Here is a 25714-nt window from a genome sequence, read left to right on the forward strand (position 1 = left end):
TATGGCAACAATATCAAGACAACAATATAACGACCTTTACGGCCCTACTGTAGGTGATAAAATCCGTTTGGGAGATACCGATCTGTATGTAGAGATTACAAAAGACCTGTGTGTATACGGGGATGAGATAGTTTACGGAGGCGGTAAGACGCTGCGTGACGGGATGGGATTGGCAAATACGACGACAGCCGAAGGAGGTACACTCGATCTGGTGATTACCAATGTGACGATTATCGACCCGATACTGGGAGTTATTAAAGCCGATGTCGGAATTAAAGACGGGAAAATTGCCGGTGTCGGAAAAGCCGGTAATCCGAATACCATGAAAGGTGTGACTCCTGAATTGGTGACGGGCGCCGCTACCGATGCCATTTCGGGCGAACACCTGATTTTGACGGCGGCGGCTATCGACGGGCATGTGCATATGATTGCACCCCAACAGGCCTACCATTGTTTGAGTAACGGGGTGACGACCCTGGTGGGCGGTGGTGTCGGTCCGACTGACGGTACGAACGGTACGACGATTACTTCCGGTACCTGGAATATGAAACGGATGTTGCAGGCGATTGACGGATTACCTGTAAATTACGGTTTTTTGGGGAAAGGAAACTGCTCTGTCCGTAAGCCTTTGGTGGAACAGATGATGGCCGGTGCCTGTGGTTTCAAGATCCATGAGGACTGGGGAAGTACCCCTGCTGCTATCCGGGCAACCATGGGCGTAGCCGATGAATTCGACGTACAGGTGGCCATTCATACGGATACCCTGAATGAAGGCGGTTATGTGGAAGATACGATTGCCGCCATCGATGGACGTACCATTCATACTTATCATACGGAGGGTGCCGGTGGCGGACATGCCCCCGACTTGTTGAAGGTGGCTTCATTGGCCAATGTGCTGCCTTCCTCTACCAACCCGACTTTGCCGTTCGGTATCAATTCGCAGGCCGAGTTGTTCGACATGATTATGGTATGTCACAATCTGAATCCGAAAATCCCTTCTGACGTAGCTTTTGCCGAGAGCCGTGTTCGTCCGGAAACTCAGGCTGCAGAGAACATATTACACGATTTGGGGGTGATCTCTATGGTTTCTTCTGACTCTCAGGCGATGGGGCGTGTGGGTGAAAACTTTATGCGTGCCTTCCAGATGGCCAGCTATATGAAACAGGTGAGAGGTAAATTGGCGGAAGATTCTGCTGAAAATGATAATTTCCGTGTATTGCGTTATCTGGCCAAATTGACGATCAATCCTGCCATTACTTACGGATTTTCTGAAGTATTGGGTTCTATCGAGAAAGGTAAGATGGCCGATCTCGTTTTATGGGAACCGGCTTTCTTCGGAACCAAACCGAAATTAGTGATTAAAGGGGGAATGATCAACTGGGCTAATATGGGAGACCCGAATGCCTCTTTACCGACGCCGCAGCCGGTTTATTATCGCCCGATGTACGGTAGTTTCGGATCAGCCATGCCGAAGAGCTGTATTTCTTTCGTGTCCCGTGTCGCTCACGATGCAGGTATCAAAGAAAAATACGGTTTACAACGCATCGTTTATCCGGTACACGGTTGTCGTCAGATCGGCAAACCACATATGGTGTATAATGGAAATATGCCGAAGATCGACGTTAATCCCGAGACTTTTGAAGTGTTCATTGACGGACAGCAAGCTTACGTCAAACCGGCACAGAAATTCTCTCTGGGGCAACTTTACTGGTTTAGTTAATTTATTTATCCATTGATGAAGTTGCGCCCGGTTCAAACGGAAATCTTCTGAACAGGTCTATAAGGTCCTTCAAGTCAGGCAATGCTCTTTCGGGAGTATCGGAACCCGGCTTTGGGACTTTATAGACTGACTTTTCCGGTTTTTGGGCCCCTTCTTCTTTAAAATACCTTTTATGAAAATATTTTCTGAGGTCATTGGAAATATGACAACCGACTCTACCTGGGTAGAGAAATTAAAAAACGCTAAAATCGAGTATCTGAATCTGGATCAGTGGACTGCTCAAAAGAGCCGCTTTATCGCCAAAGGTACGGATGGAACGGACTATGCCGTGGCGTTGAAACGTCACAGTCAGATAGAAAACGGTGATATCCTCGAATATGACGCCGCACAAAACAAAGCGGTTGTGATCCGTATCGAATTGAAACCGGTGATGGTCGTTGATTTGCAACAAATTGTACGAAAAAATCCGGAAGAGATCATACGTTTCTGCGTCGAATTGGGACATGCCATCGGGAATCAGCATTGGCCGGCAATAGTGAAGGGGACGACTTTATATATACCGTTGACGGTAGATAAAAAAGTAATGACCAGTGTGATGGATACTCACCATTTTGAAGATATTACCTATGAATTTCAATCCGGCCTGGAAGTGATTCCTTTTCTGGCACCGCACGAAATCCGGAAGCTTTTCGGCGGGAGTTCACAGGATATTACCCATCACCACGAGCACGTCCATGACCACGGGATTACCCATGATCATGAGCATAGCCATGACCACGGGCACGATCACGGGCATGTACATCCGGAACAAGATGCTTCCCGGTATATGCACAAAAATTAAATCATACACTCAAACTACTGAAATCTTACCTTGAAAATATTACGTTATGACAGATGAGATCACCCGATTGATGCGTCTTCTGGAATTTTCGGATTCTGCTTTCCCGGTCGGTACATTTTCGTTTTCAAACGGATTGGAGACTGCGGCATTTGAAGGAATTGTATATGACGCACCGAGTCTGGAAGAATATACCCGTACGGCTCTCCGGCAGACAATTTACAGCGATGCCATTGCTGCTCTGATTGCTTACCGGGCGGCGGCCAGCGGCAATTACGAGATGATACGGGAAGCCGACCGCCAGATTATTTTATGCAAGATGAATGCGGAGGCACGCCTGATGCTTACCCGTATGGGGAAAAAAATGGCGGAAATCTGTACGCAGATTGCCGGTAACCGGTTGATGAGCGATTGGTTGGAAGATATCCGCGAGGAAAAGACGCCGGGCACTTATCCGGTGGCTCAGGCCATTTATTTCCAGCAAAACGGTTTAACCGAAGCGGATTTGTTTGTGGCCATCGAATACGGAGCCATCAATATGATACTTAATGCAGCTTTGCGTTGTGTAAAAGTATCTCATTATGAAACACAAAGCATTCTTTACCGGCTTTGTACGGAGGCTGCCGCCGATTTCAGGATCGTGAAGGAACTGAATTTCGAAGATATGCAGGCTTTTGCTCCTGAAATGGATATCGTCGCTTCGTTACATGAGAAAGGAAAGATGAGAATGTTTATGAACTGAGTCTGTTGACTTGTTTAATGGCTTTATTCTGTCTTGAACAGAGGTGATTAAAGTTTTTAAATGTGTCATTATAATTTTTAGCTTACTTAAAATCTTAAAAACTGAATTTATGAGCAATACATGCAGAATTGGTGTCGGTGGCCCGGTAGGATCCGGTAAAACAGCCCTGATAGAAGCCATTACCCCTTATTTTTTGAAATTAGGATTGCAGGTTTTAATTATTACCAACGATATAGTTACCACAGAGGACGCTAAACACGTCCGGAAAATGCTGAAAGGATATCTGGCCGAAGAGCGCATTATCGGCGTTGAGACAGGGGCTTGTCCGCATACGGCTGTCCGGGAAGATCCCTCGATGAATATTGCTGCCGTAGAAGAAATGGAAGCTAAGTTTCCGGATAGCGACGTCGTATTGATCGAGTCGGGCGGGGATAACCTGACATTGACATTTAGTCCGGCATTGGTAGACTTTTTTATTTATGTCATCGATGTTGCTGCCGGCGATAAGATTCCGCGTAAGGACGGCCCCGGTATTTCTTATTCGGATATTCTGGTGATCAATAAAACGGACCTTGCTCCTTATGTACACGCTGACCTGGAAGTGATGCGCAGGGATTCGGAGCTGATGCGGCCGGGCAAACCGTTTGTTTTTACCAATTGTATGACCGGTGAGGGGATTAAGGAACTGGTTGCGCTGATCCGGGATATGGCACTTTTCGACCGTGTTTCGAAAAAAGAAGTGGAGGAAATGAAGGTATGAACGATTATGCAAAATGTCGGGAAGTAAGTTCTTATCTGACCCCTACCAAAGCCATGCGGATGGGGGCGCCGGGAAAATTCGGCTTGCTGGATCTGGTGTTTGAATTGGATAAGGACAAGAAGTCCATCATGAGGCATTGGGACAGACGCGCTCCCCTCATCGTACAGCAGGAGTTGTATTTTGATGAGGGAATGCCCGAAATGCCCTGTGTATACATCTTGTCGGCAGGAGGGCCGAATGTGGACGGAGACCGGTACGAAAACCGGTTTACCGTCCGCAAGGATGCTTATGCTTATATTTCTACGGGGGCAGCCACGAAGATTGCCGAGATGATTTATAATTTTTCGGCTTTGAAGCAGACGTTTGTTTTGGAAGAAAATGCCTATTTGGAATATATGCCGGAGCAAACGATCCCCTGCCGCCACAGTCGTTATGTTACGGATACGGATATAGAAATTCATCCGTCTGCGACATTATTTTATTCGGAGATTTATACCGGTGGGCGGAAGTATTACGGTGAAGGGGAATTGTTCGAATATGATTTGCTTTCGGTTTGTACGCGGGCTCACCGGCCCGACGGTACTCCCCTGTTCCGCGAGAAATTGGTGACCGAGCCGCAAAAACATCCGGTTCGGGGCATCGGGACAATGCATCATTACGATGTATTTGCGAATGTCATTGTATTGACTCCGGAAAAAGAGGCTGCGGAAATTTATGAGAAGACAAGAGTTTTTATTGATAATCAGCAAAGATTAGCTGTCGGCATCAGTTATTTGCCGAATCGTTGCGGATTGATATTTAAGGTATTGGGGATGGAAACGCCTCCGGTAAAAAACGCTATCCGGCAGTTTTGTTCGGTGGTAAGGATGCAGGTTAAGGGGAAACCTTTGCCTGAAGAGTTTGCCTGGAGGTAACCGAACCAGGGTGAAAAACGAGAAGTGAAAGTAAAATGTTGTAAACTATGGAAACGCAAACAGTGACTTTGCCAAAAGTGTTTTCTTTTGGATTTTGGAAAATCCTGTGCAGAGGGACAGGACAGGTAATGTTTCAGGATAATGCCTGGACGGGATTGTTCTTTTTGGCCGGGATTTTTTACGGCTCTTATGCAACCGGTAATCCGGCTGTGGCCTGGGGAGCTTTGGTAGGTGTATTTATGTCCACCATTACCGGCTATCTTTTGAAGTATCCGGCGGAGAAAGGAACCGCGGGCTTGTGGGGATTCAACGGAGTATTGGTAGGATGTGCTTTGCCGACTTTTCTGGGGAATGTACCCTTGATGTGGCTGGCAATTGTTGTTTTTTCCTCTATGACCACCTGGGTGATGGTAGGATTGAATCATTTGCTGGCTCCCTATAAAGTAAGTTCGTTTACCTTTCCTTTTGTGCTTACCACCTGGTTTATATTGATGGCTGCCCGTATTATGCACGGTTTGCCGGATTCCGGTCTGGGGGCACCGGAACTTCCCGGGAATTTTTCTTCTGCATTCGATACCGGATTCGGAAGTCTGGTTATTTATTGGCTGAGGGGAATCAGTCAGGTTTTTCTGGTGAATTCCTGGGTAACCGGTCTGCTTTTCCTGATCGGTTTGGCTATCAGTAATTATTGGGCCGCTATCTGGGCCGCCATTGCTTCTGCTTTGGCTTTGGCCGTTGCCATCTTGTATCAGTGTAACGGAGGAGATATTGCCAATGGATTGTTTGGCTTCAGTCCTGTCCTGACCGGTATAGCTCTCGGAATTACCTTCTATCAGGTCAACTGGCGGACAGCTATATGGAGTTTATTGGGAATTTTTGCTACCGTATTTATTCAGGCGGGGATGGATACTTTCTTTTCTCCCTTGGGAATTCCGACGTTAACCGGTCCGTTCTGCGTGGCTACCTGGTTGTTCTTATTGCCACACCTGAATCTGGATAAAAAGATATTGCAGCAAGGATAAAGTAGTTTACGGTTTATGATTTACAATCGGCTTATACTTTGCAAAACGGTCAATCGTAAATCATAAATCGTAAATCCTAAATCAAAAATGAATATGGTTGAAAGTCTAACGCCGAAATACAATATGGATACTATGCCCTTACGCCGAAGGCATATCCTTATTTTAATCATCGCTTCTGCCGGACAGTTTTTCGGGGGAGCTTTGGCCATACTGGTAGGTGTTATCGCCCCGTTGATTGCCATAACACATCATCCGGAATTGTCTTCCTGGTTGCAGGGGTTTATTTTTGCGTCGGGGTTGATCGGGATCATGCTAGGGTCTTTATTTTTCGGCCGTCTTAGTGATAAATACGGGTATTTATTTTTTTTCCGGCTCTGTCCGGTTATGATTGCCGGTGCTTCTCTATGGATTTATTTCAGCCATTCGATTTCCGTTCTGACGATTTGTTTGTTCACGATCGGCTTTGCCATCGGTGGTGCTTATGCACTCGATCCTTCGTATGTTTCGGAAATTATGCCTAAAAAATGGCGCCGTACGATGCTGGGAGTCTCTAAAGCTACTTCGGGATTGGGAAATATCCTGATGATTCTGGTGGCCTGGTATGTTTTGAAAATTTCCGCAAATCCGGATATCTGGAACCGTTTATTTCTGTTTTTGACGTTGTTTGCCGCAATAACCTTTATGGCCCGTTTTTGGTTTGTGGAAAGTCCCGAATGGCTGGCTCTTCACGGTAAGGTACAGGAAGCCGAGAAAAATATCAAGCATTTTCTGGGACAGGATGTTTATATCGGGGAGCTGGCCGGTAAGAAAGATCAGGCGGCACAGCCGAAAGCTTCCCACCGGGATATCTTTGCCCGGGGTAATATCAAGCGGGTAGTACTCAGTGGAATTCCTTGGGGATGCGAAGGTATGGGGGTGTATGGAATCGGAATTTTTACACCTGTTCTGCTGCTTACCCTGGGCTTGATTCCCGAGGGAGAGAATGCCCTTCCCCGGGTGGTGGAATCGCTTCGTTTTACGTTTTACATTAACATTTTTGTTCTGCTGGGGTTTGTTGCCGGCCTGACGATTGTAAGACGGTTAAATCTGATACGTACCCAAGCCTGGGGTTTTTTTATCTGTGCAGCCGGTTTGCTGATTACGCTTTTGGGATATGTTTATCAGGCTCCGGTAAGCGTGACGTTAGGAGGTTTTTTGTTGTTTGAGCTGGCGTTAAATGCCGGTCCTCATCTTTCTACGTTCGAATTACCCAGCCGGATTTATACGCTTCAGGAACGGGCCAGCGGCGAGGGGATTGCTTCGGCTTTGGGGAAGCTGGGGGCTATCATCGCTACTTTTATTATTCCGCCTTTATTGAGTTTGGGGGGTGGGCAACTGGTGCTGATGGTTGCCATCGGCGTGCTCATTCTGGGAGGAGTAGTTACAATGATCGCCGGCCCCCTGGTTTTTAAAACTCTGCCTGGGGGAACTCCGTAAAACCCGGATGATTCTTAGCATTCAGAAACAATATTACTAATCTATAAATTTCAGAACTATGTTTAAAGCTATGCTTATTGCCGGAGCAGGTGGTTTTATCGGTACCTGCCTGCGTTATTTAGTGGGGAAGTTGGCCCATTACATCTTTTCTTCTCCCTTTCCCTGGGGCACTTTTGCCGTGAATATCATCGGTAGCTTTGTTATCGGTATTTTCTTCGGAATGGCCGAGAAAGCTCATTTGATATCGACCAATATGAATATATTTCTGATTACCGGATTTTGCGGCGGTTTTACCACTTTTTCTTCTTTTGCCGACGATATGTTTTTGTTGTTGCAAAATAAGCATTGGGGATATTTTTCAACCTATCTGGTATTGAGTATCGTATTGGGTATTTTATTGGTATGGTTGGGGCGCAGCCTGGTGAAACCTGCCTGACCATAGATTATATAAATTTTAGATTTTAGATTTTAGATTTTAGATTTTAAATTTCAGATTGTAGATTTCAGATTAAAAAAATTGATAACGGAACGGGTGTCCGGGTAATCTGAAATTTACGATCTGAAATTCGGTGTTTGCTTATAACTTTCTTTGAAAATCCTGTCTTTCTTATTCTTTTCGTGTAATTTTGCCTTGATTTATGCAATACTGATTTAAGAAAAGATGTTTAAGACAATGTTAATCGTAGGGACCGGTGGCTTTATCGGTTCGTGCTGCCGATATCTGATAGGGAAGTTGGTGCATCATATTTTTTCACTTCCTTTTCCCTGGGGCACTTTTATTGTAAATATAATCGGTAGCTTTCTGATCGGTGTTTTTTTCGGTATGGCAGAAAAGATGCATTTGTTTTCCGCTCAGATGAGTATTTTTCTGATCACCGGTTTTTGCGGCGGTTTTACGACGTTTTCTTCTTTTTCGAATGAGATGTTTTTGTTGATACAAAACAAGCAATGGGGGTATTTTACGGCTTATTTTGTGTTGAGTATTGCATTGGGAATTCTGTCGGTGTGGCTGGGGCGCAGTGTTGTAAAACCGGCCTGATATTTATATTTGATTATATTTCTGACAGTTATCGTTTATGCAGAGTAGAAAATTACTATTTTTGTAGCCATTGTAAAATTTATAGGTCTCTTGACTTATTTATTATGGGGGATTTCTTCTTATAAAAGATAATGAGGATATTGAAAGGTTGTGTTAATTTTTAGCGTATTTAATGGATTTGTGAAATGAGAAAAAACAGTGTAAAAGATTTATTTATTGCGACATGTGGTAAATTAATCGGGTTATCTGTACTTGTCGGTTTTGTATTGCGGATTGTATTGTTGTTTAATGATCAGACGGAAGTCGCTTTTCCTTTGGTGGGATGGCTGGAAATCTTCTTTCTGGGGATTGCCAACGATTTGTGTGTCGGAATTATCGCTTGTTTCTTTATCTGGCTGAATCTGATTTTCTGGTCGGAAGGGAAATACGGAAAACCGTGGGGATATTTGATCTGGGGAGCTTTGGTCCTGGGGTTTTGTTATGTGAAATTTTTCAATACCATATTCAATGAATATGGTGGTGGGGCGTCTAAAATCGCTGCCGGATTTTTAGGGTTTAAGGTCGTTAGCTTCGGATTACGGCTGTTCATGCCTGTACTCCGGAAACCCTGGAGAAAGATCGAATATTATTTACTTGTTTTTATTTACGTAACGGCGATTTTGCTGAACGCTGTGAGCGAGTATTATTTCTGGAACGAATTCGGGGTGCGTTATAATTTTATAGCGGTAGATTACCTGATATATACGACCGAAGTGATCGGTAATATTTTTGAGTCATATCCGATGTTACCGTTAATGACGGCCTTGTTTGTGGTATCTGCACTTGTCACATGGGTACTGACACGGAAAACCGGGAAGGTATTCGGTGCGTTACCCTGTTTTTTTACCAAATTGAAAGTGACCGTTGTATATGGCGTAAGCGTATTGTTCGGAATCGGACTATTGAATTTTAATACCGTTTTTCAGACATCGGATAATGTTTATGTGAATGAGTTACAGTCGAATGGGATTTTCCGGTTTTACGCGGCTTTTATGAATAACGAACTGGATTACCATAAATTTTACCAGACATTACCTGCGGATGAGGCTGTGGTGATGATGAATAGGTTTTACCGTAGTGACGGGCGCTGTAATACTTACCGGATAAAGGATTCGTTACCGGAAATACATAAAAATGTGGTGTTGATTACGGTAGAAAGTTTGAGTGCTTCTTATTTATCCCGTTATGGTAATACAGACGGTATTACTCCCTATATAGACAAGTTGATGGAAGAAAGTCTGGTGTTCAATAAAGTGTACGCAGCCGGCAACCGGACCGTGAGGGGATTGGAAGCTGTGACCTTATGTATTCCGCCCAGTCCCGGGCAAAGCATCATAAAGCGTCCGGATAATGCAAATCTGTTTTCAACGGGGTTGGTGTTGAAGGAAAGGGGATATTCTGTACAATATTTTTACGGAGGAAACAGTTATTTCGACAATATGGAAACCTTCTTTTCGGGGAATGACTATGAGATTGTGGATAAAAAAAGTTTTACACCGGAGGAAATTACTTTTTCCAATATCTGGGGTGTTTGTGATGAGGATATGTACCGGAAGGCATTGTCGGTGTTGGGGCAGGATGCTGCTTTGGGAAAACCTTTTTTTGCACATATCATGACGGTCAGCAATCACCGGCCTTTTACCTATCCCGGCGGGAAAATCGATATTCCTGAAAATTCCAAATCCCGGAAAGGCGGTGTGAAATATACCGATTATGCTTTGGGCCGGTTTATTGAAGAAGCTAAAAAACAACCTTGGTTCGAGAATACGGTTTTTGTTATTACGGCGGACCATTGTGCTTCCAGTGCCGGAAAGACAGAGATTCCCCTGGAGAAGTACCATATTCCGGCTATGATTTATGCCCCGGGATTTGTACAACCCGGAGAAATCAATACGTTGGTATCGCAAATCGATCTTATGCCGACCTTATTCGGTCTGTTGCATTTCTCTTACGAGTCCCGTTTTTACGGACAGAATATATTAGATCCGGATTATGTTTCGCGGGCATTGGTAGCTACTTATCAAAGCCTGGGATATTGGGAAGACGGTATTCTGACCATATTATCGCCGGTGAAACGGGCCGAGCAGTTCCGGGTAATCGAGGGAGCGGGAGAGAATATTGAACTGGAGCCTTTGGAACAGAAAGATACGGAGAAATTAAACCGGGCTATTATGAATTACCAGACGATAGGAGGATGGATGAAAGTGAAGACTTATCGTGCCCGGTTATAATTTTTAGTTCACCGGTATTTTTACCATTGAGGCCTCCGGTTTCCGGGGGCCTCAATAGTAAGCAGGAATAGCAGGCAACTGAAATCCGCAGATCTTTTTTGCAGGAGTATACGCTTGCCGGCCTGTGTTTTTATCTCAATGGAATAATTCGTTAAATGCTTCGCTCATACTCGGATGCGTAAAGATAAAATCCCGGAGGAAAGTATAATCTTTACCGGCTTTCATGGCTAAAGCCACGCTATTGATTATCTCGCTCGATTCCGGGCATAAAAGCGTACATCCGAGTATTTTTCCCGTCGGAGTATGGATGACCGCCTTTAGCAAGCCTTTGTTCTCATTAATGGTGAGCATCCGGGGGATAGCGGCTACGGCTAATTTTTTTACCGTTATATCGAGTCCCTGTTGCCGGGCTTCGGTTTCACTCATACCTATTCTGGAAAGAGGAGGATCGATAAAGACGGAATAGCTTACCGGATTCCGGTCGCTTTGTTTCCGGCTGTGATCTCCGAACAAATCTTCCCGGATGATGCGGTAGTCGTCCAGGGAAATATAAGTGAACTGTAAACCTCCTTTTACATCCCCTATGGCCCGGATAGCCGGATTCGTGGTTTTCAGATATTCATCGACTAGGATGGCACCTCTTTCGTCCGTTCGGACACCTGCGGCTTCGAGGTTTAATCCGGTTGTATCGGGACGCCTGCCGGTAGCCAGAAGGACAGCTTCGGCTTTGAGCTGTTGCTCCCGGCCGGATTGGGCATTCCGATAGGTGATTTCTGCCGTTTCTCCGGTATTTTCTATGCTTTGAACATTGACATTCAATTCGAACCGGATGCCTTTGCTTTCCAGAATGTCTTTTACCGCTTCGGCAATGTCTCTGTCTTCCCGGGGAATCAGCTCGGAAGAACCTTCCAGAACAGTGACTTGTGATCCGAAGGAGGCGTATATGGAAGCGAATTCAAGCCCTATATAACCTCCGCCGACGATCGCCAACCGTCGGGGCAGCTCTGTCAATTCCATGATGGATGTGCTGTTGAATACCAGTGGATTGTTAAGGATCCCTTTTATGGGGGGAAGGACTGTCTCTGCGCCCGTATTGATGAATATTTTGCCGGCTTTCAGTTCGGTTGTTCCGTCCGGCATAGCGACTGATACCGTATCTGCATTAAGAAAGGAACCGATGCCGGTATAAACCGTGATATTTTTGTTGTCGGCTAAATTATGGTAATTTTTATCCCGGAGCAGAGTCGTGACTTCCTCCTTTTTTTCAATGGCTTTGCGGTAATATTCTTTTTTTTCCTCAAAGCTCATTTCAGGTTTGTATGTTTCGGTTTTAGCTTGGTGAACCAATGTTTTGGTCGGGATACAACCGATGTTGATACAAGTGCCTCCGTACATTTTTTCAGAGCGTTCGATTACGGCTACCTGCCAATTGTGCCGGGCCAGTTCGGCGGCGAGTGTTTTACCGCCTTTGCCGAAACCTATAATGATGGCATCATACTGTTTCATGGTCGTTTATTTTGAGTTTTGTTTTTTCAATATGCGTTGGGCGGAATCTGCAAGCAGCACAATGGCCCCTGCCAATATGGCTGTGTCTTTTATAACCAGTCGCCCTGCCCCGCTAAGTAACGGAAAGCCGTGTTCCCCGCTTCCGAGGTCCGGGACCCAGACTTCCGGAGTCGTTACCAGAAAGGAAAGCGTACCGATTGTCATGATAATGGCTAAGGCGGCTCCGATAAGTCCGGCCTTCGGGGAGAACATACCTATAAATACCAGGATGCCGATGCTCATAATCAATACACCCAAACCATGTGAAAAGCCGTAGGTATTATTGTCTTTGTGCCATTGCTGTTTGGCGGCATTGAATTCGCCTTCTTTCATTTTGTATTCTTTATATTCCGGAGCGGTTTTATTGTAAAAGAAATTCATAAACGGACTGTTGGCTACGAAAGGTACGATGCCTTCTGCTTCGTAATTCCAGAACTTCAATCCCCCGATCCAGACAAATATGATCAGAATGGATATACGTATCAGATTGATTCCGAGTTTCTGGCTGGAGGCGGCCAATGAGAGAAAGCGGTGGACGAGTTTACTTACTTGTGTTACCATGTTATTCAGATTAAAGGTTAAACTTACGATACAAAGATGATCGTTTTCTCTTTCGGAATAAATGGCAATTTTACCGGATCATTTGTCAATTTTTCCCAACTTCCCGTTTCCGGTAGTCAGAGATGCTTTCGCCGGTTATATTTTTAAAGAAACGGCTGAATGTGGATAGGTCTTCAAACCCCAGAATATCGGCAATTTCCTTCGCATTTTTAGCGGTGTAAAGCAACAGTCGTTTGGCTTCGGCTTCGATTCGCTCGTGAATGATGCGCAGGGGAGAAGGAAGATTGTAGCTCGAGAAAAGATTCGACAGGGTTTTGGGAGAACGGTGCAGCAGGTCTGCATATTCCTGCACCATCTTTTTTTCTTTGAAATGCTGATCTACCAATACGTAATACTGACGGATGATGTCGAAGCTTTTTTCCTTATCGGTCGTGATGGCAAATTTTTCTCTTGCAATACGGGTACAGGCGATGATGAAACGTTTCAACAGGATACGGAGCATTTCTTCCTGTAAATTATCCTTGATTTGGTATTCGTTGTCGAGTTTGTCCGTAATCTCATGCAAAAGGGCCGATTGGCGGTCCGATAGCTGCAACCGGATTATGCTGGAGGTTCCGTTGAACAGGAATCCGTTGCAGGAAACTTCCTGGTCGTGTCCGTAAATACAGTAAAAATTGCTGTTGAATAAAAGGGTAAGGTAGGTCCCGTTTATTTCTTTAAATTCGATGTGGTGCAGGGGAGTAAGCGAAATAAGCTCATCTTTGCCCAATGTGATATCGATATGGTCTATTTCAAGGGTGATCGTCCCGTTTTGTACCCAGATGAATTTGTATAATGTTTTGTCTTTCCGTAAAGCCTGATTGGCATGGAAATCAGAGGTCAGGGTAAGATTCCCTTTTAGCCGGGTATTGAAGTTATAGTCCATATAAAATTTTAAACTGTAAATCCGAAATCAATCGATAATACCTCCTCCGACAACGTCCTGACCTTCGTAAAATACAGCACTTTGTCCCGGAGTAATGGAGTCTACGGTTTCCTGAAAGACGACCCGCAGCTTGTCCCCTTCATGGAACAGTGAAGCCTGCCTGCCTGCGTTGCGGTAGCGGATTTTGGCCGTAACGGTCAATCCTTCGGGAATCCGGGCATATTTCATAAGATTTATGTCGCTTACGTAACAGCTTTGTCCCTGTAATTCCTCTTTTGTCCCGAGAACGACTTTATTTTCTTCGGGGTGGATGGCAACGACGAACATGGGGTGTCCCAGTGCTATGCCCAGGCCTTTTCTTTGTCCGATGGTATAGTTGGGAAAACCTTTGTGACGGCCGAGTATATTCCCTTGGGTATCGACGAAATCCCCGGGACCGTATTTGCCCTGGAAATCATCAACCTGCTGGTTTAGGAAAACCCGGTAGTCGTTGTCGGGGATGAAGCAAATTTCCTGGCTTTCGCTTTTCTTCGATAATTTCTCATACCCGTGTTTCAATGCGATCGCCCGTACTTCCGGTTTGGTGAGTTCCCCAAGGGGAAATAGGGTCCGGGCCAGGTTTTCCTGACTCAATTTCCAGAGGAAATACGTCTGGTCTTTGGCTTCATCCACTCCTTTTTGCAGAAAATAGCGTTCGTTCTGCCGGCCGATACGGGCATAATGTCCGGTAGCGATTGCGTTGCAACCGAATTCATCTGCTGTTTCAAGCAGTTTGCCCCATTTTATCGTCGAGTTGCATATCACACAGGGATTGGGTGTACGGCCGTGCAGGTATTCGTCGATAAAGTTGTGTATGACCGTTTCCTTGAATTCCTGACGAATATCGAGTATGTGATGTTCGAATCCCAGATCGTCGGCCATTCTTTTGGCTTCAAAAAGAGAATCGACACTGCAACATCCTTTTTCTTTTTCCATACATCCCCGCGAAATCGTATCGAAGGTACGATAGGTAACACCTACCAGCTCATATCCTTGTTCTTGCAGCAACATGGCGGCAACAGTACTGTCGATGCCTCCGCTCATGGCCATTAGTACCCGTTTTTTCATAGCATTCGGTTTTTAGGGGTCGGCCCCATATAACGGGCTTCACTGTGATAATCGTCTTTTTCAATAGCAATTTCCGGTTCTGTCAGGGAATCGCTCCCTTCGAGAGAAAAACGGATGTATTTGATCTTTTTGCCCCGGGAAAGCCATTGTTGTTCGTAAAATGTCTTGATGCCCAGCATTTTATCGTCCAGGTCACCTCCGTATAAATCATCCGTGACAACGGAGGCCGGTAAGTGATTGTGTTTTATCAATTCTGCCGTATAGGTATATAAAAAAGGACTGTCGGTTTTGAGGTGGAGAATCCCGTTTGCTTTCAGTATTTTTTTATACAAGGAAAGGAAACGGGTGCCTGTCAGTCTTTTGCGGGCTTTCGACATTTGGGGGTCCGGAAACGTGATCCAGATTTCGGCTATTTCTCCCGGAGCGAATAAGGATTCCATAAATTCAGCATAAGCTCTTATGAAAACGGCGTTGTGAATATTTTTTTCCAGCGCACCTTTAGCACCGTGCCACATGCGTGCTCCTTTTATATCCATCCCGATAAAATTTTTATCGGGGAAAAGCTCGCCCAGCCCGACGGTATATTCCCCTTTGCCACAACCGATCTCCAAAACAATCGGGTGGTCGTTCCGGAAAACTTTTTCATTCCATTTTCCTTTTAAATCGTAATCGGTGCGGAAAATTTCACGGTGAGCCGGTTGGAATACATTCTCTAATGTTTCCATTTCCGCAAATTTTGCCAGTTTGTTTTTTGCCATAGAATGTGCCTTACCGGGTGATCAGTGATTGGTTTCTTTTGTGCGGATAACCAGGCCTACGTTTTTGATGCCGTTTAAAGATCTGGTTCGCATGCCCTGAATAATGTCGAAGGTGTATTTACCGGCGTTTAGCATATGTATATGGGACGGAGTTTCCAAGGTTTTTATGGAATTCCCTTTTCCCAGCCATCTGCCGTCCGGTTCTGCTATTTTTATATTCAAAGTATCCCGGAGAATGGTTTGTGCCGAATCTTTTATTTGTATAAAACACCATAAATTAGCCATTTCATAATCTGTCGTATGACGTATGCCGACATTAAAGTCGTATTCTCCGGACCGGGGGATGTCAACCTGGAAACGGACGGTGTCGTTGATAAGCCAGGACTCTTTCTCGATTGTTTTGTAGTTTTCAAAAATTGCCGGCTGTTGACAAGCGGCTAAAATACATAAAACAAGAACCGTCCAAATATATTTTTTCATTTTTGTAATCTGATCCTGTATAAATTAAAGAAATGTAATTTCACTTCCCGCATTATCGACACTCATTTCGATTGTCGATCCGAGAATCAAAGGGTAATTGTCCGGAATATGTCCGGCCGGAAAACCGAAACAAAGCGGATAATCATATTCCTCTACAGCTTCCCGGATAATTTCTTCTGCGGTTTTTCCGAAGTTTTCTCCTTTCATGTCCGAGAAACCTCCGACAATGAGCCCTTGCAGTTCTTCCAGGCGTCCTGTCAGCTTAAAACTTTGCATCATCCGGTCGATTGCATATAAATTTTCTCCGACATCCTCGATAAACAGGATTGCCCCCCGCGTCGGGTATTCGATGACTGAAGAACGGATGCAATGAAGTAAGCTTAAATTTCCTCCTGTCAGATCCGCTTGTACGATCCCTTCCCGGTTGAAGGGATGGGGAGGAAGCAAATAGGGAGATACCTCTCCGAATAAGAAATTTTTCAGGTGGGACAACGCTTCCGCCGTTGTGTCCCGATAACTTTTCGGCATAGGGGCATGCATGCTTTCAATGCCTAACGATGTCAATTTGGTATGCAGGACGGTAATATCGCTGAAACCGATCAGCCATTTGGGATTACCTTGAAAAATAGAGTAATCGGCTTTTTCTACGATACGCAGACAACCGTACCCTCCCCGGGTACAAAGAATCGCACGTATTTCTTCGTCATCCAGCGCCCATTGTAAATCCGTGAGCCGTTCGTTGTCCGTGCCTGCAAAATAACCGCATTGACAGGTTGCATGTGAGCCGATAACAGGCTCTAATCCCCAGGAACGTAATATGTGCCCGGCATATTCGATGTCATGCGAATCGATAATGCCTGCCGGAGAAATGAGAGCAACTTTGTCCCCGCTTTGTAAATAGGATGGACGTAGCATATACTTTTGTATCTAAAGTTAAAGACCGACTTGCGGTCGATGAAGAAACCTAAAATAATAAACGTGTTAATTTTAGATTTACGATTTACGATTTTAGATTGTAGATTGACTGGCAATCCGATTCGTTATCAGATTCATTTCAATCTAAAATCGTAAATCTACAATCTAAAATCTACATCAGTTCTTTAAAGGGTTTTATCGTCCTGGTTTAAGGGTACGATAAAAACATTGAATAAGTCAATCGACTTAATCATGCGAAAATACGATTTTTTTGTAAATTTGCGGCTTAATTGAGCGCTAAAACATTAAAAAGAATATATATGAGCCATTTCAAGAGAAATCTGATCACAACGGCATTACCGTATGCCAACGGGCCTGTACACATCGGCCATCTGGCCGGAGTATATGTACCTGCCGATATTTATGTAAGGTATTTGAGGGCTAAGGGGGAAGAAGTGGTATTTATCGGTGGCTCCGATGAGCACGGGGTACCTATTACGATTAAAGCTCAGAAAGAAGGTGTCACTCCGCAAGACATTGTAGACCGGTATCATGAATTGATAAAAAAATCGTTTCAGGAGTTCGGTATCTCTTTTGATATTTATTCGCGTACCAGTTCGAAAACCCACCATGAATTGTCTTCGGCTTTTTTTAAAAAACTGTATGATGAAGGTAAGTTTATTGAAAAAACGTCTATGCAATTCTACGATGAGAAAGCGGGACAGTTTCTGGCAGACCGTTACATTATCGGTAAATGTCCGCATTGCGGCAATGAACGGGCTTACGGAGATCAGTGTGAAGCCTGTGGTACGAGCTTAAATGCAACCGATTTGATCAATCCCGTTTCGGCTATAACCGGTAATACTCCCCAATTGAAGGAAACGAAACATTGGTATTTGCCACTGGATCGTTATGAAGATTGGTTGAAGAAGTGGATTTTAGAAGAGCACAAGGAATGGAAAAGTAATGTTTACGGACAATGTAAGTCCTGGTTAGACAATGGCCTGCAACCTCGGGCAGTTACCCGGGATTTGGATTGGGGCGTACCGGTGCCGGTTGAAGGGGCTGAAGGCAAGGTTTTGTATGTGTGGTTTGACGCGCCGATCGGTTATATTTCTGCGACGAAGGACCTGACACCGGATTGGGAGAAATACTGGAAAGATAAGGAAACCCGGATGATTCATTTTATCGGTAAGGACAATATCGTATTTCATTGTATTATTTTCCCGGCAATGTTAAAGGCTGAAGGGTCTTATATTTTGCCCGACAATGTGCCCGCAAACGAGTTTTTAAATCTGGAAGGGGATAAGATTTCGACTTCCCGGAACTGGGCGGTCTGGTTGCACGAATATTTGCGCGATTTTGAAGGGAAACAGGATGTGTTGCGTTATGTATTGACAGCTAACGCTCCGGAGACAAAGGACAACGATTTTACCTGGAAGGATTTTCAAACCCGCAATAACAGTGAGCTGGTAGCTATTTACGGTAACTTTATCAACCGGGCACTGGTGTTGACACATAAATATTTCGGAGGTATTGTTCCTGAAAGAGGGGAATTGACGGCATACGATGAGGAAGTACTGGCAGAAATACCCCGGATAGTAGAAAGGGTGGAGAAGAATCTGGATAACTTCCATTTCCGCGAAGCTTTGAAGGAATGTATGGGGTTGGCCCGTCTGGGAAATAAATATCTGGCCGATACGGAACCCTGGAAGTTGATAAAAGTGGACGAAGGACGGGTAAAGACGATTTTGAATATCTGTTTGCAGATTGCGGCGGATTTGACTGCATTGACCGAACCTTTTATGCCGTTCAGTGCGCTGCGGCTGAGGACATTCCTGAATATGGAACCGTTGTCCTGGGATAAGATGGGAGACAATGTATTGGCTGCCGGACACCGGATCAATGAAGCCGGTTTGTTGTTCGATAAGATCGAGGATGAAGAGATTCAGCGGCAAGTCGACCGTTTACTGGCTACGAAAAAAGCGAATGAGCTGGCGAATGTAACGGCTGCTCCGGCAAAACCGGATATTACTTTTGAGGATTTTCAGAAAATGGATATCCGGGTCGGTAAAATCGTTGCGGCGGAGAAAGTGGCGAAAACCAAAAAATTGATGAAGCTGACGGTTGATACCGGTATCGATACCCGTACCGTGGTTTCGGGTATTGCCGAATATTATACCCCGGAGGAAGTCATCGGACGGCAGGTAAGTATACTGGTGAATCTGGAGCCGAAAGCATTGAAAGGTATCGAGTCGCAGGGAATGATACTGATGGCGGAGGATGCCGGCGGAGCTCTTTCTTTTGTGACTCCGGATAAAGAAATAAAACCGGGATCGGAAATCCGGTAAAGCTTTGTGGCAATGCAATAAGCCCCGCAGTATTTTTGCTGCGGGGCTTATTATTACGCTTACTGTATAAATCTTGTTTTTATTTCCGGATCGGTAATATCGGTAAATAATTCGATCGTATATGTCCTGTCCGGTAGCAGATCGATGTAATTGTCCGAGAAACGGACGGTGTTTCCGGGTGAATAGAACATAACATCACAGGCCAGTTTATCGGTTGTTACCGTCAGAAATTTTCTCCCGTTTTTTTCGTTGTAACGGGTGGTGATCCGGGGATGAGCCGGCAGGTCCAGGTTTTTGGGTTCTGTAAAATAAACATGGTGTTCATCCAGGATTTTATTGCCGTTGCGAAGGGTGACGACGGCTAGTGTTTTTTCCCGGGGATGATTTTTTAGCAAACGGTCTGAACCGATATGATCTATCAGCACCGAACGATTGCCTTCCGCTGAAAAGTCAGCCTGAATCCGGTTTAATACGTTTCCTTCAAAATCCTGTAATTCTATGATGCAATTCCCTTTGACTTTTTTGAGGCGGTCGTTGACCACCCATAGCTCCAATTGACTTCCGTTTTTCCGGGGAACGACAATAACGGGCTTGCAGGCTTCACGTACGGCATAGTGTGCGGCTTTCCAGTTGTGGTAATAATCGGTTGTCGACCAACTGGCTACCGGCCAACAGTCGTTGAGTTGCCACAGTAATGACCCCATGCAGTAAGGCATTGCCCGGCGATGGGTTCGCATGGCTATATCCATGGCTTTGGCTTGCAACACCTGACTCATATACAGAAACTGTTCGAAATTTTCCGGTACGCGGTAATACCAGCTCATGTATTCTTTGATGCGCAGGTTACCGATGCCGCTGCGCTGATGTGAAGCCATGACATCGGATTCGATATTGTAATCTTCCGGTACGGTGTATTTTTTTACCGTTTCAAATTCCGGGAAAGACTGGAATCCGTATTCGCTGACGAAACGCCCTACGTTGTCGGCGAAGGCTTCCAGACGGTGTTTACCGTGCCATACCCCCCAGTAGTGGTTGTCTCCGCTGGTTCCGGGCAGAAGCTCGAAATCCGATTCTCCCGGACCGGACATGGGAGAGGAGGGCCAATAAGCCATGTCGTCGGTGTACTTTTCGACGGCTTCCGGTAGTATCCGGTGGAAAATATCTTGATAAGCCTGAAATATTCTTTCCTGTTCTTCGGTCGAATATTTTTGTTTCCATCCCCAGCCTCCGGGGCTGTTGTGCCGCCAGGCGACACCGATTTCATTGTTTCCGCACCAGAGGGCTATACAAGGGTGATTCCGGAGACGGATGAGGTTGTCGGCCGCTTCTTGCCGGACATTTTCTAAAAATTCGGGGTTGCCCGGATACATAGCACAGGCAAACATAAAATCCTGCCAGATCATAATCCCGTTCCGGTCGCACAATTCGTAAAAATAATCGTCCTCATAGATTCCTCCTCCCCAAATCCGAAGCATGTTCATGTTGGCTTCTGTTGCGTCTGCGATAACTTTTTCGTAATCGGAACGGCTGACTCGCGGAAGGAAAGCGTCATTGGGTATATAATTGGCTCCTTTGGCAAATACCGGTACGCCGTTTAGTTCGAAATAGAACGTTTCGCCTGCCTTGTCTTTTTTACGGACGAGCCGAAGGGTGCGTAATCCTGTGGTTACTTGCTTGTTGTCAAGAGTCTGTGCTCCCGTTTTGACACATATATCGAAGGTATATAAATGAGGTTTGCCGAGTCCGTTACACCACCACAGTTTAGGGTGTTTGATTTTGATCGGTAGACCGATCCGGTTTTTTCCGCTTTTCAGCGGGACGGATTGTTGCGATACGATCCGGTTACCGTGCCGGATTTCGATGTCGGCGGTTTGCGGATGTGCGGCGGTTAATGTAATTTCAGCATTCAGCTGGGCCAGCTTGCTGTCTACTTTCAACGGATGGATATAGGTGTCTTCAATCCTGACTTCGTTCCAGGCCTCGAGTACAACCGGTCGCCAAATGCCGCTGGTCACCAGGCGAGGTCCCCAGTCCCAACCGTAATTGTACGGAGCCTTTCGGGTGAAGACACTGACTTTCTTGTTTTCCATCCCGCCCAATACGCTTTGATCGTTATCGGCCGGTAAAGCCAGCCCGTATTTTTCCATTTCTTTTAGCCCCTGCCCGGTTGGAGAAAGAAAAACGATGTTCAGTTCATTACGGCCTTTTTTCAGCATATCCGAGACATCATAGCTCCAGGTGCGGAACATATTGTCACAATGTCCCAGTTTGTGTCCGTTTAAGAAAATATCGGCGTAGGTGTCTAACCCGTAAAATGTCAGGCGTTTTTGCTTTTTGACATAGGTGAAATCGTCTATTTCGAAGTTTGTTTTATATTCCCAGGCAACTTTATCAATCCATTGAAGTTCCCTTTCGTTTGTCCGGTAATAGGGATCTTCGATTTTCCCGTTTGCCAGCAAATCCGTATGCACACAACCGGGGACATTGGCCTGTAGCCATTCTTTTGTGTCGTATTGCCGGAAGTACCAGTTGTTGTCCAGCTCCAAACGCCGGTGGTTTTGTGCATTTGTGAAAACAGGGAACCCCAGCAGGCCGATCAATGTGAGATAGATGAACCGTTTAGTCATGCGATATCTTTTTATGGGTTATGGACAAATTTAATCATTTTTTTTGATGATTTCCGTTTGACCGTTTTTTCGGTGATTTCAGAGCCGTTTTTTTGCCTGATTGTGTTTAGGGTAACAAGAAATTTGATTGTAATCTATTGAGCAATAGATTTTTGAAGAAGAAGAGAAAAACAATGGGGAACGATATAGAAATGAGTGAAACTCTTTAGTTTTCTGTGTTTTTCCATTGCCTCAAATAACTCTAATACAAATGTAGGCATTATAAATTAACTATGTAATACTTAGACAACTATCATTATAAGCAATGAAAAACAACACTAAAATACAAAGTCGAATTTATACAATCTATTGATTTTCACACAAGCTATCTTTGTCTTCAAAAAACAAAAATGCAAATATCCTATAAACACATTTGTAAGATTACCCTTCCTGTTTTGGTCAGTCTATTAGTGGAATATCTAATAGGTTTTACTGATACTGCTTATTTAGGAAGAGTTGGAGAAACGGAATTGGCTGCTTCTGCTTTAGCAGGAACATATTATATGATAATCTATATGATAGGTTTTGGTTTTAGTATCGGAGCGCAAGTATTAATTGCCCGTTATAATGGAAGTGGGCAATATTTCCGAACGGGTGAGGTATTTACACAAGGAACTATCTTCTTATTATTGGTCGCAACTCTGCTGTTTATATTGTCTTATCTGTATTCTCCTATCGTATTAAGGTTTTTGATAGATTCCGAGCAAGTCTATCAGGCAACAATAAGTTATTTGAACTGGCGTATTTATGGATTCTTTTTTGGAGTATGATGAACATTAGTTCTATAATCATAGAACCAAACATCTTTTGTCATGTGTTTTTCAGGCTTTTTCGCAGTATTAAAGAATAATACATTGGCTTTTACTCCTTGCGCGTAAAAAATGCCTGCTGGTAATCGAAGGACTGTATGTAAATTCAAATTGTCCGGCATTTTTTTCCGTATCAATTCTCCAGCTCCCCCTTCAAACAATACATTATCTGGCAGTACTACGGCTGCTCTTCCATTTTCAGGATTAAGCATTGTGACGATGTGTTGTAAAAAGGCCAATTGCTTATTACTCGTTGTTACCCAAAAATCTTTGCGCAAATATTTTCCCTTATAATCAGAAAGATCAGCAGGAGTAACCTACGTTATATCACCTTCCCAAAACAAAGGCTCTTTTGTAGATGGTGTGCCTCCACTAACGACAATACCAAGTTCTCCCAATGTTGTCCACGATCATCCTTCAGGTAGTTTACTATTTTGTTTCGTATTGTCCATCTTATACTCTTTCGACCAATCTCTTTTTTACTAATTCCCAAGCCTTGCCATTATCATATTCAGCTACCGGCTTTAATACAGCATGAATATCTTCCATAAATTCCCCGTCAAGTAGTTTTTCTTCCATGTTGGCAAGAAACTGCTTCTGAGATGGAGGTTTGCCTACAGAGTACTCCATGTAGGTTTTATAACAACTGATTAGTTTTTCCGTATTCACATCTTGGTGAATCATCGCCCAATACAAATCAAACAGATCACGACCTTTGCGACGCTGATATAATGCACGCATTTTTGTTCCCAGTAATTCTTCAAGTTCATATCCTGTCAAATTACATTCACCGGAAAACCATCCGTTCTCAACTTTATATGGGATTTCCTTTAAGCCAAGTACAGTAAAGTGTTCTCGAGTGTTAATCTCTATTTTCAACCGCATATTAATTACCGGTTGTGTACTTGTATCGAAACGATAAACAATAGTGTTGTTGTGAATATGTTGTTTTACCGTTCGCTTAGTCCCAAGGAATGACAGCCGTTCACGAATTTGTTTTAAGATCGGATTGATTGGTTCTGAATTGATTTGCACTAAATCTATATCTTCCGAATAGCGGACTTGCGGTTGCAAATACAATTTATGCAAAGCAGTGCCACCTCTGAAAGCAAGTGATTTTTTCAGCAGATCATCAGAAAATATTTCCACCAAAGCCCTGGCAATAACTAAATCTTGCTCTACTTGTGCATCATTTGGCCAAGGAGCAACCGCTTTCCATTCTTCTATATATCGGCGGGGTATCATAAATCGCTTTCTATCTCTCTATTTTTAATTACTTTCCATGTTTCGTCTAACTCTCCCTGCTTTTCTTTTTGAGTAATCAATAATACCGGAGATATATTTCTTTTATTCAAAATTTTCAGTAAAGGATTAGACAGTTTTTCTTCGCTTAATGTCTTATCTAAAATATAACCCAATCGTTGGATTACAGGAGTATTTGGATATCTTTTTGCTGTTCTATAGAGTGTTGTTGCTTTCATCGCTTGGACTAGCTCTTGTAAAAGAGTAACAGTTCTATTCATCCCTATTTTATCGACGTAGGCTAGTAAATCCAATGCAGTCAATTCAGGAGAAGAAACATTGAGATAACCGACGTCGGTTGTTTTTTGAACAATATCATCTTGCTCCCATGAGTTTTTTGAAAAAAAGGAGATCTTCAATTTTTTATTATTAATACTCCTAGGGGCCGGGGTTTTTGCTATTACAAAGTATTCCATCGGTTGTTGATGTGCTGCCCCATACAAAGCTGCCGCAGACAATAAAGCTACATAATAAGGTTTACTCAAGGACTTCATCAGGTCATCGATAAACAAATATGGAGGGAGCATTCCCTGATTTGAATAATTAGGTGGAATGATCACATAAAAGCCTTTTCGTATTTGAGCTATCTGTTTCTTGGTTTTATATCTATACAAACCTTGCAGCAATGTTTTTTTAGACGACTTGAAATGATTACCTACTTCTTCAAATGTAAAGGCATAACGTCCTTGGGATTGCAGTTCGACAAAGAACTGATCCCATTTATTACTTCTATCTAATTTCAAATTATCCATAAATCACATTTGCAAAACACTACGCAATCTGTAGTTGTTTGCAAATATAGATAATTTATCTGATTTTTTTAGTGTTGGCGCATAAAAATGGGGTTACAAAAGCTAAAAAATATCTCAATATAATTGTGAACTAAACTTGAAACATATTTTTTTGTACTCAAAAGGCGTTCTTCACTTCAATAGCGGTTACTTTTCCTGTTCGCTTTAAAATGTCCCTGTAATGCGCATGTATGGAGAGATTAATTTTATTAATCTCTCTGTTAAGTTCAACGGCAACACGGCTTTTGCCGATTGCCCGACCTGATTTTACACTCCAAAGTCGTTCTTCGATTTTCAGTTTTGAGCCGAATTGGGCGATGGTATTACTAATGATGATTTTCCCGACAATCGGATAAACGGCATCGGGATTTGTTTCTGTTCTCTCCGTGTTACCCTCTCGTTTGAGGTAAAAAGAGACTTTAAGTTCGTTGTTCATAATGCTCACATTTTTAGTTCGTAAAATTACTTTCTTTGTGAGTTGTCTGAACAATGTAAACCACAGACAAACAGTGCTATAATCAGACGTTTAAGGTCATTGGTTTGCTGTGTTTTTCGCCTATCTGAATGGGTAACGGATAAGAAACGGAAAGTATGCGCTAATCTGCTTTTTCCTGCAATTCTGCTATCAGCCATCGTTAGCCACTAAAAGACATACATTTCTATTTATCAATCAATTACCCTGATTTTCTCTCTTTCTCCTTTTACACTCCTTGTGTTTAGGGC

Annotated in this window: 22 protein-coding genes and 2 pseudogenes; 12 read left to right on the forward strand and 12 right to left on the reverse strand. The window is 43.9% G+C overall.

From position 1 onward, the window contains the following. Position 1 precedes the first annotated feature (1 nt). From DD657_RS00940 to DD657_RS00985, 10 genes are all read left to right on the forward strand, one after another. Positions 2-1720 (forward strand): urease subunit alpha, encoded by a 1719-nt coding sequence (locus DD657_RS00940; protein WP_021986626.1) that lies wholly within the window; start codon positions 2-4, stop codon positions 1718-1720. Between the two features lie 172 nt (positions 1721-1892). Next, a complete protein-coding gene (locus tag DD657_RS00945; protein WP_021986625.1) occupies positions 1893-2561 on the forward strand; it encodes an urease accessory protein UreE in 669 nt (222 codons plus the stop codon). A 46-nt stretch (positions 2562-2607) separates the two neighbouring features. Then, positions 2608-3300: an urease accessory protein UreF gene (locus DD657_RS00950; protein WP_068691882.1), complete on the forward strand. Its 693-nt coding sequence runs from the start codon at positions 2608-2610 to the stop codon at positions 3298-3300. Between the two features lie 109 nt (positions 3301-3409). Beyond that, positions 3410-4060: an urease accessory protein UreG gene (gene ureG, locus DD657_RS00955; RefSeq protein WP_021986623.1), complete on the forward strand. Its 651-nt coding sequence runs from the start codon at positions 3410-3412 to the stop codon at positions 4058-4060. Continuing rightward, complete coding sequence (locus DD657_RS00960; RefSeq protein ID WP_287048060.1) at positions 4057-4974, forward strand: urease accessory protein UreD; 918 nt, start codon at positions 4057-4059, stop codon at positions 4972-4974. The genes ureG and DD657_RS00960 overlap by 4 nt, the downstream gene beginning before the upstream one ends. Positions 4975-5021: 47 nt before the next feature. Then, positions 5022-5996 (forward strand): urea transporter, encoded by a 975-nt coding sequence (gene yut, locus DD657_RS00965; RefSeq protein ID WP_021986621.1) that lies wholly within the window; start codon positions 5022-5024, stop codon positions 5994-5996. 93 nt (positions 5997-6089) lie between these two features. Next, positions 6090-7472 (forward strand): MFS transporter, encoded by a 1383-nt coding sequence (locus tag DD657_RS00970; RefSeq protein ID WP_287048062.1) that lies wholly within the window; start codon positions 6090-6092, stop codon positions 7470-7472. Between the two features lie 58 nt (positions 7473-7530). Next, the gene (gene crcB / locus DD657_RS00975) at positions 7531-7908 is read left to right on the forward strand and encodes a fluoride efflux transporter CrcB (RefSeq protein WP_021986619.1); all 378 of its coding nucleotides are present in this window, start codon (positions 7531-7533) and stop codon (positions 7906-7908) included. 225 nt (positions 7909-8133) lie between these two features. Beyond that, positions 8134-8511, forward strand: a complete 378-nt coding sequence (gene crcB / locus DD657_RS00980; RefSeq protein WP_068691884.1) for a fluoride efflux transporter CrcB — start codon at positions 8134-8136, stop codon at positions 8509-8511. 185 nt (positions 8512-8696) lie between these two features. Next, entirely contained in the window at positions 8697-10781 is a 2085-nt protein-coding gene (locus DD657_RS00985) for an LTA synthase family protein (protein WP_287048065.1), read from the forward strand. 135 nt (positions 10782-10916) lie between these two features. Here DD657_RS00985 and DD657_RS00990 read toward each other — a convergent pair whose 3' ends face one another. The 7 genes from DD657_RS00990 to DD657_RS01020 all read right to left on the reverse strand — a co-directional run bounded on the left by DD657_RS00990 (position 10917) and on the right by DD657_RS01020 (position 17072). Continuing rightward, positions 10917-12287: an FAD-dependent oxidoreductase gene (locus DD657_RS00990; protein WP_287048067.1), complete on the reverse strand. Its 1371-nt coding sequence runs from the start codon at positions 12285-12287 to the stop codon at positions 10917-10919. Positions 12288-12293: 6 nt separating this feature from the next. Beyond that, positions 12294-12887, reverse strand: coding sequence for a DUF417 family protein (locus DD657_RS00995; RefSeq protein ID WP_273134105.1), 594 nt, complete (start codon positions 12885-12887; stop codon positions 12294-12296). An 85-nt stretch (positions 12888-12972) separates the two neighbouring features. Beyond that, positions 12973-13812, reverse strand: a complete 840-nt coding sequence (locus DD657_RS01000) for an AraC family transcriptional regulator (protein WP_068691889.1) — start codon at positions 13810-13812, stop codon at positions 12973-12975. Positions 13813-13839: 27 nt separating this feature from the next. After that, positions 13840-14919, reverse strand: coding sequence for a tRNA 2-thiouridine(34) synthase MnmA (mnmA, locus tag DD657_RS01005; RefSeq protein WP_021986613.1), 1080 nt, complete (start codon positions 14917-14919; stop codon positions 13840-13842). Beyond that, on the reverse strand, positions 14916-15677 hold the full coding sequence (gene trmB, locus DD657_RS01010) for a tRNA (guanosine(46)-N7)-methyltransferase TrmB (RefSeq protein WP_287048070.1): 762 nt from the start codon (positions 15675-15677) through the stop codon (positions 14916-14918). The genes mnmA and trmB overlap by 4 nt, the downstream gene beginning before the upstream one ends. Before the next feature lie 21 nt (positions 15678-15698). Beyond that, the gene (locus DD657_RS01015; protein ID WP_021986611.1) at positions 15699-16157 is read right to left on the reverse strand and encodes a gliding motility lipoprotein GldH; all 459 of its coding nucleotides are present in this window, start codon (positions 16155-16157) and stop codon (positions 15699-15701) included. A gap of 24 nt (positions 16158-16181) precedes the next feature. After that, on the reverse strand, positions 16182-17072 hold the full coding sequence (locus tag DD657_RS01020; protein WP_021986610.1) for a S66 peptidase family protein: 891 nt from the start codon (positions 17070-17072) through the stop codon (positions 16182-16184). A 320-nt stretch (positions 17073-17392) separates the two neighbouring features. Here DD657_RS01020 and metG point away from each other — a divergent pair, with 320 nt between their 5' ends. Then, on the forward strand, positions 17393-19423 hold the full coding sequence (gene metG / locus DD657_RS01025) for a methionine--tRNA ligase (protein ID WP_068691892.1): 2031 nt from the start codon (positions 17393-17395) through the stop codon (positions 19421-19423). Positions 19424-19482: 59 nt separating this feature from the next. On the opposite strand, the gene DD657_RS01030 is transcribed toward metG, so the two are convergent. Beyond that, on the reverse strand, positions 19483-22050 hold the full coding sequence (locus DD657_RS01030) for a beta-mannosidase (RefSeq protein ID WP_287048072.1): 2568 nt from the start codon (positions 22048-22050) through the stop codon (positions 19483-19485). A gap of 389 nt (positions 22051-22439) precedes the next feature. Between DD657_RS01030 and DD657_RS01035 the strand changes: the two are divergent. Beyond that, positions 22440-22850 (forward strand): annotated as a pseudogene (locus DD657_RS01035) (MATE family efflux transporter); the annotation flags it as partial. Here DD657_RS01035 and DD657_RS01040 read toward each other — a convergent pair. The 4 genes and pseudogenes from DD657_RS01040 to DD657_RS01055 form a co-directional block, all read right to left on the reverse strand. Further along, positions 22841-23173 (reverse strand): annotated as a pseudogene (locus DD657_RS01040) (HsdM family class I SAM-dependent methyltransferase); the annotation flags it as partial. The pseudogenes DD657_RS01035 and DD657_RS01040 overlap by 10 nt on opposite strands. A 178-nt stretch (positions 23174-23351) precedes the next feature. Beyond that, on the reverse strand, positions 23352-24143 hold the full coding sequence (locus tag DD657_RS01045) for a nucleotidyl transferase AbiEii/AbiGii toxin family protein (protein ID WP_287048073.1): 792 nt from the start codon (positions 24141-24143) through the stop codon (positions 23352-23354). Next, positions 24140-24952 (reverse strand): type IV toxin-antitoxin system AbiEi family antitoxin domain-containing protein, encoded by an 813-nt coding sequence (locus tag DD657_RS01050; protein ID WP_287048075.1) that lies wholly within the window; start codon positions 24950-24952, stop codon positions 24140-24142. Before DD657_RS01050 ends, DD657_RS01045 begins: the two co-directional genes overlap by 4 nt. Before the next feature lie 157 nt (positions 24953-25109). After that, a complete protein-coding gene (locus tag DD657_RS01055; protein WP_287048076.1) occupies positions 25110-25427 on the reverse strand; it encodes a hypothetical protein in 318 nt (105 codons plus the stop codon). Positions 25428-25714: the final 287 nt, after the last annotated feature.

Origin of the sequence: Culturomica sp., from assembly GCF_003524185.1 — a bacterium.
GTDB lineage: Bacteria > Bacteroidota > Bacteroidia > Bacteroidales > Marinifilaceae > Culturomica > Culturomica massiliensis.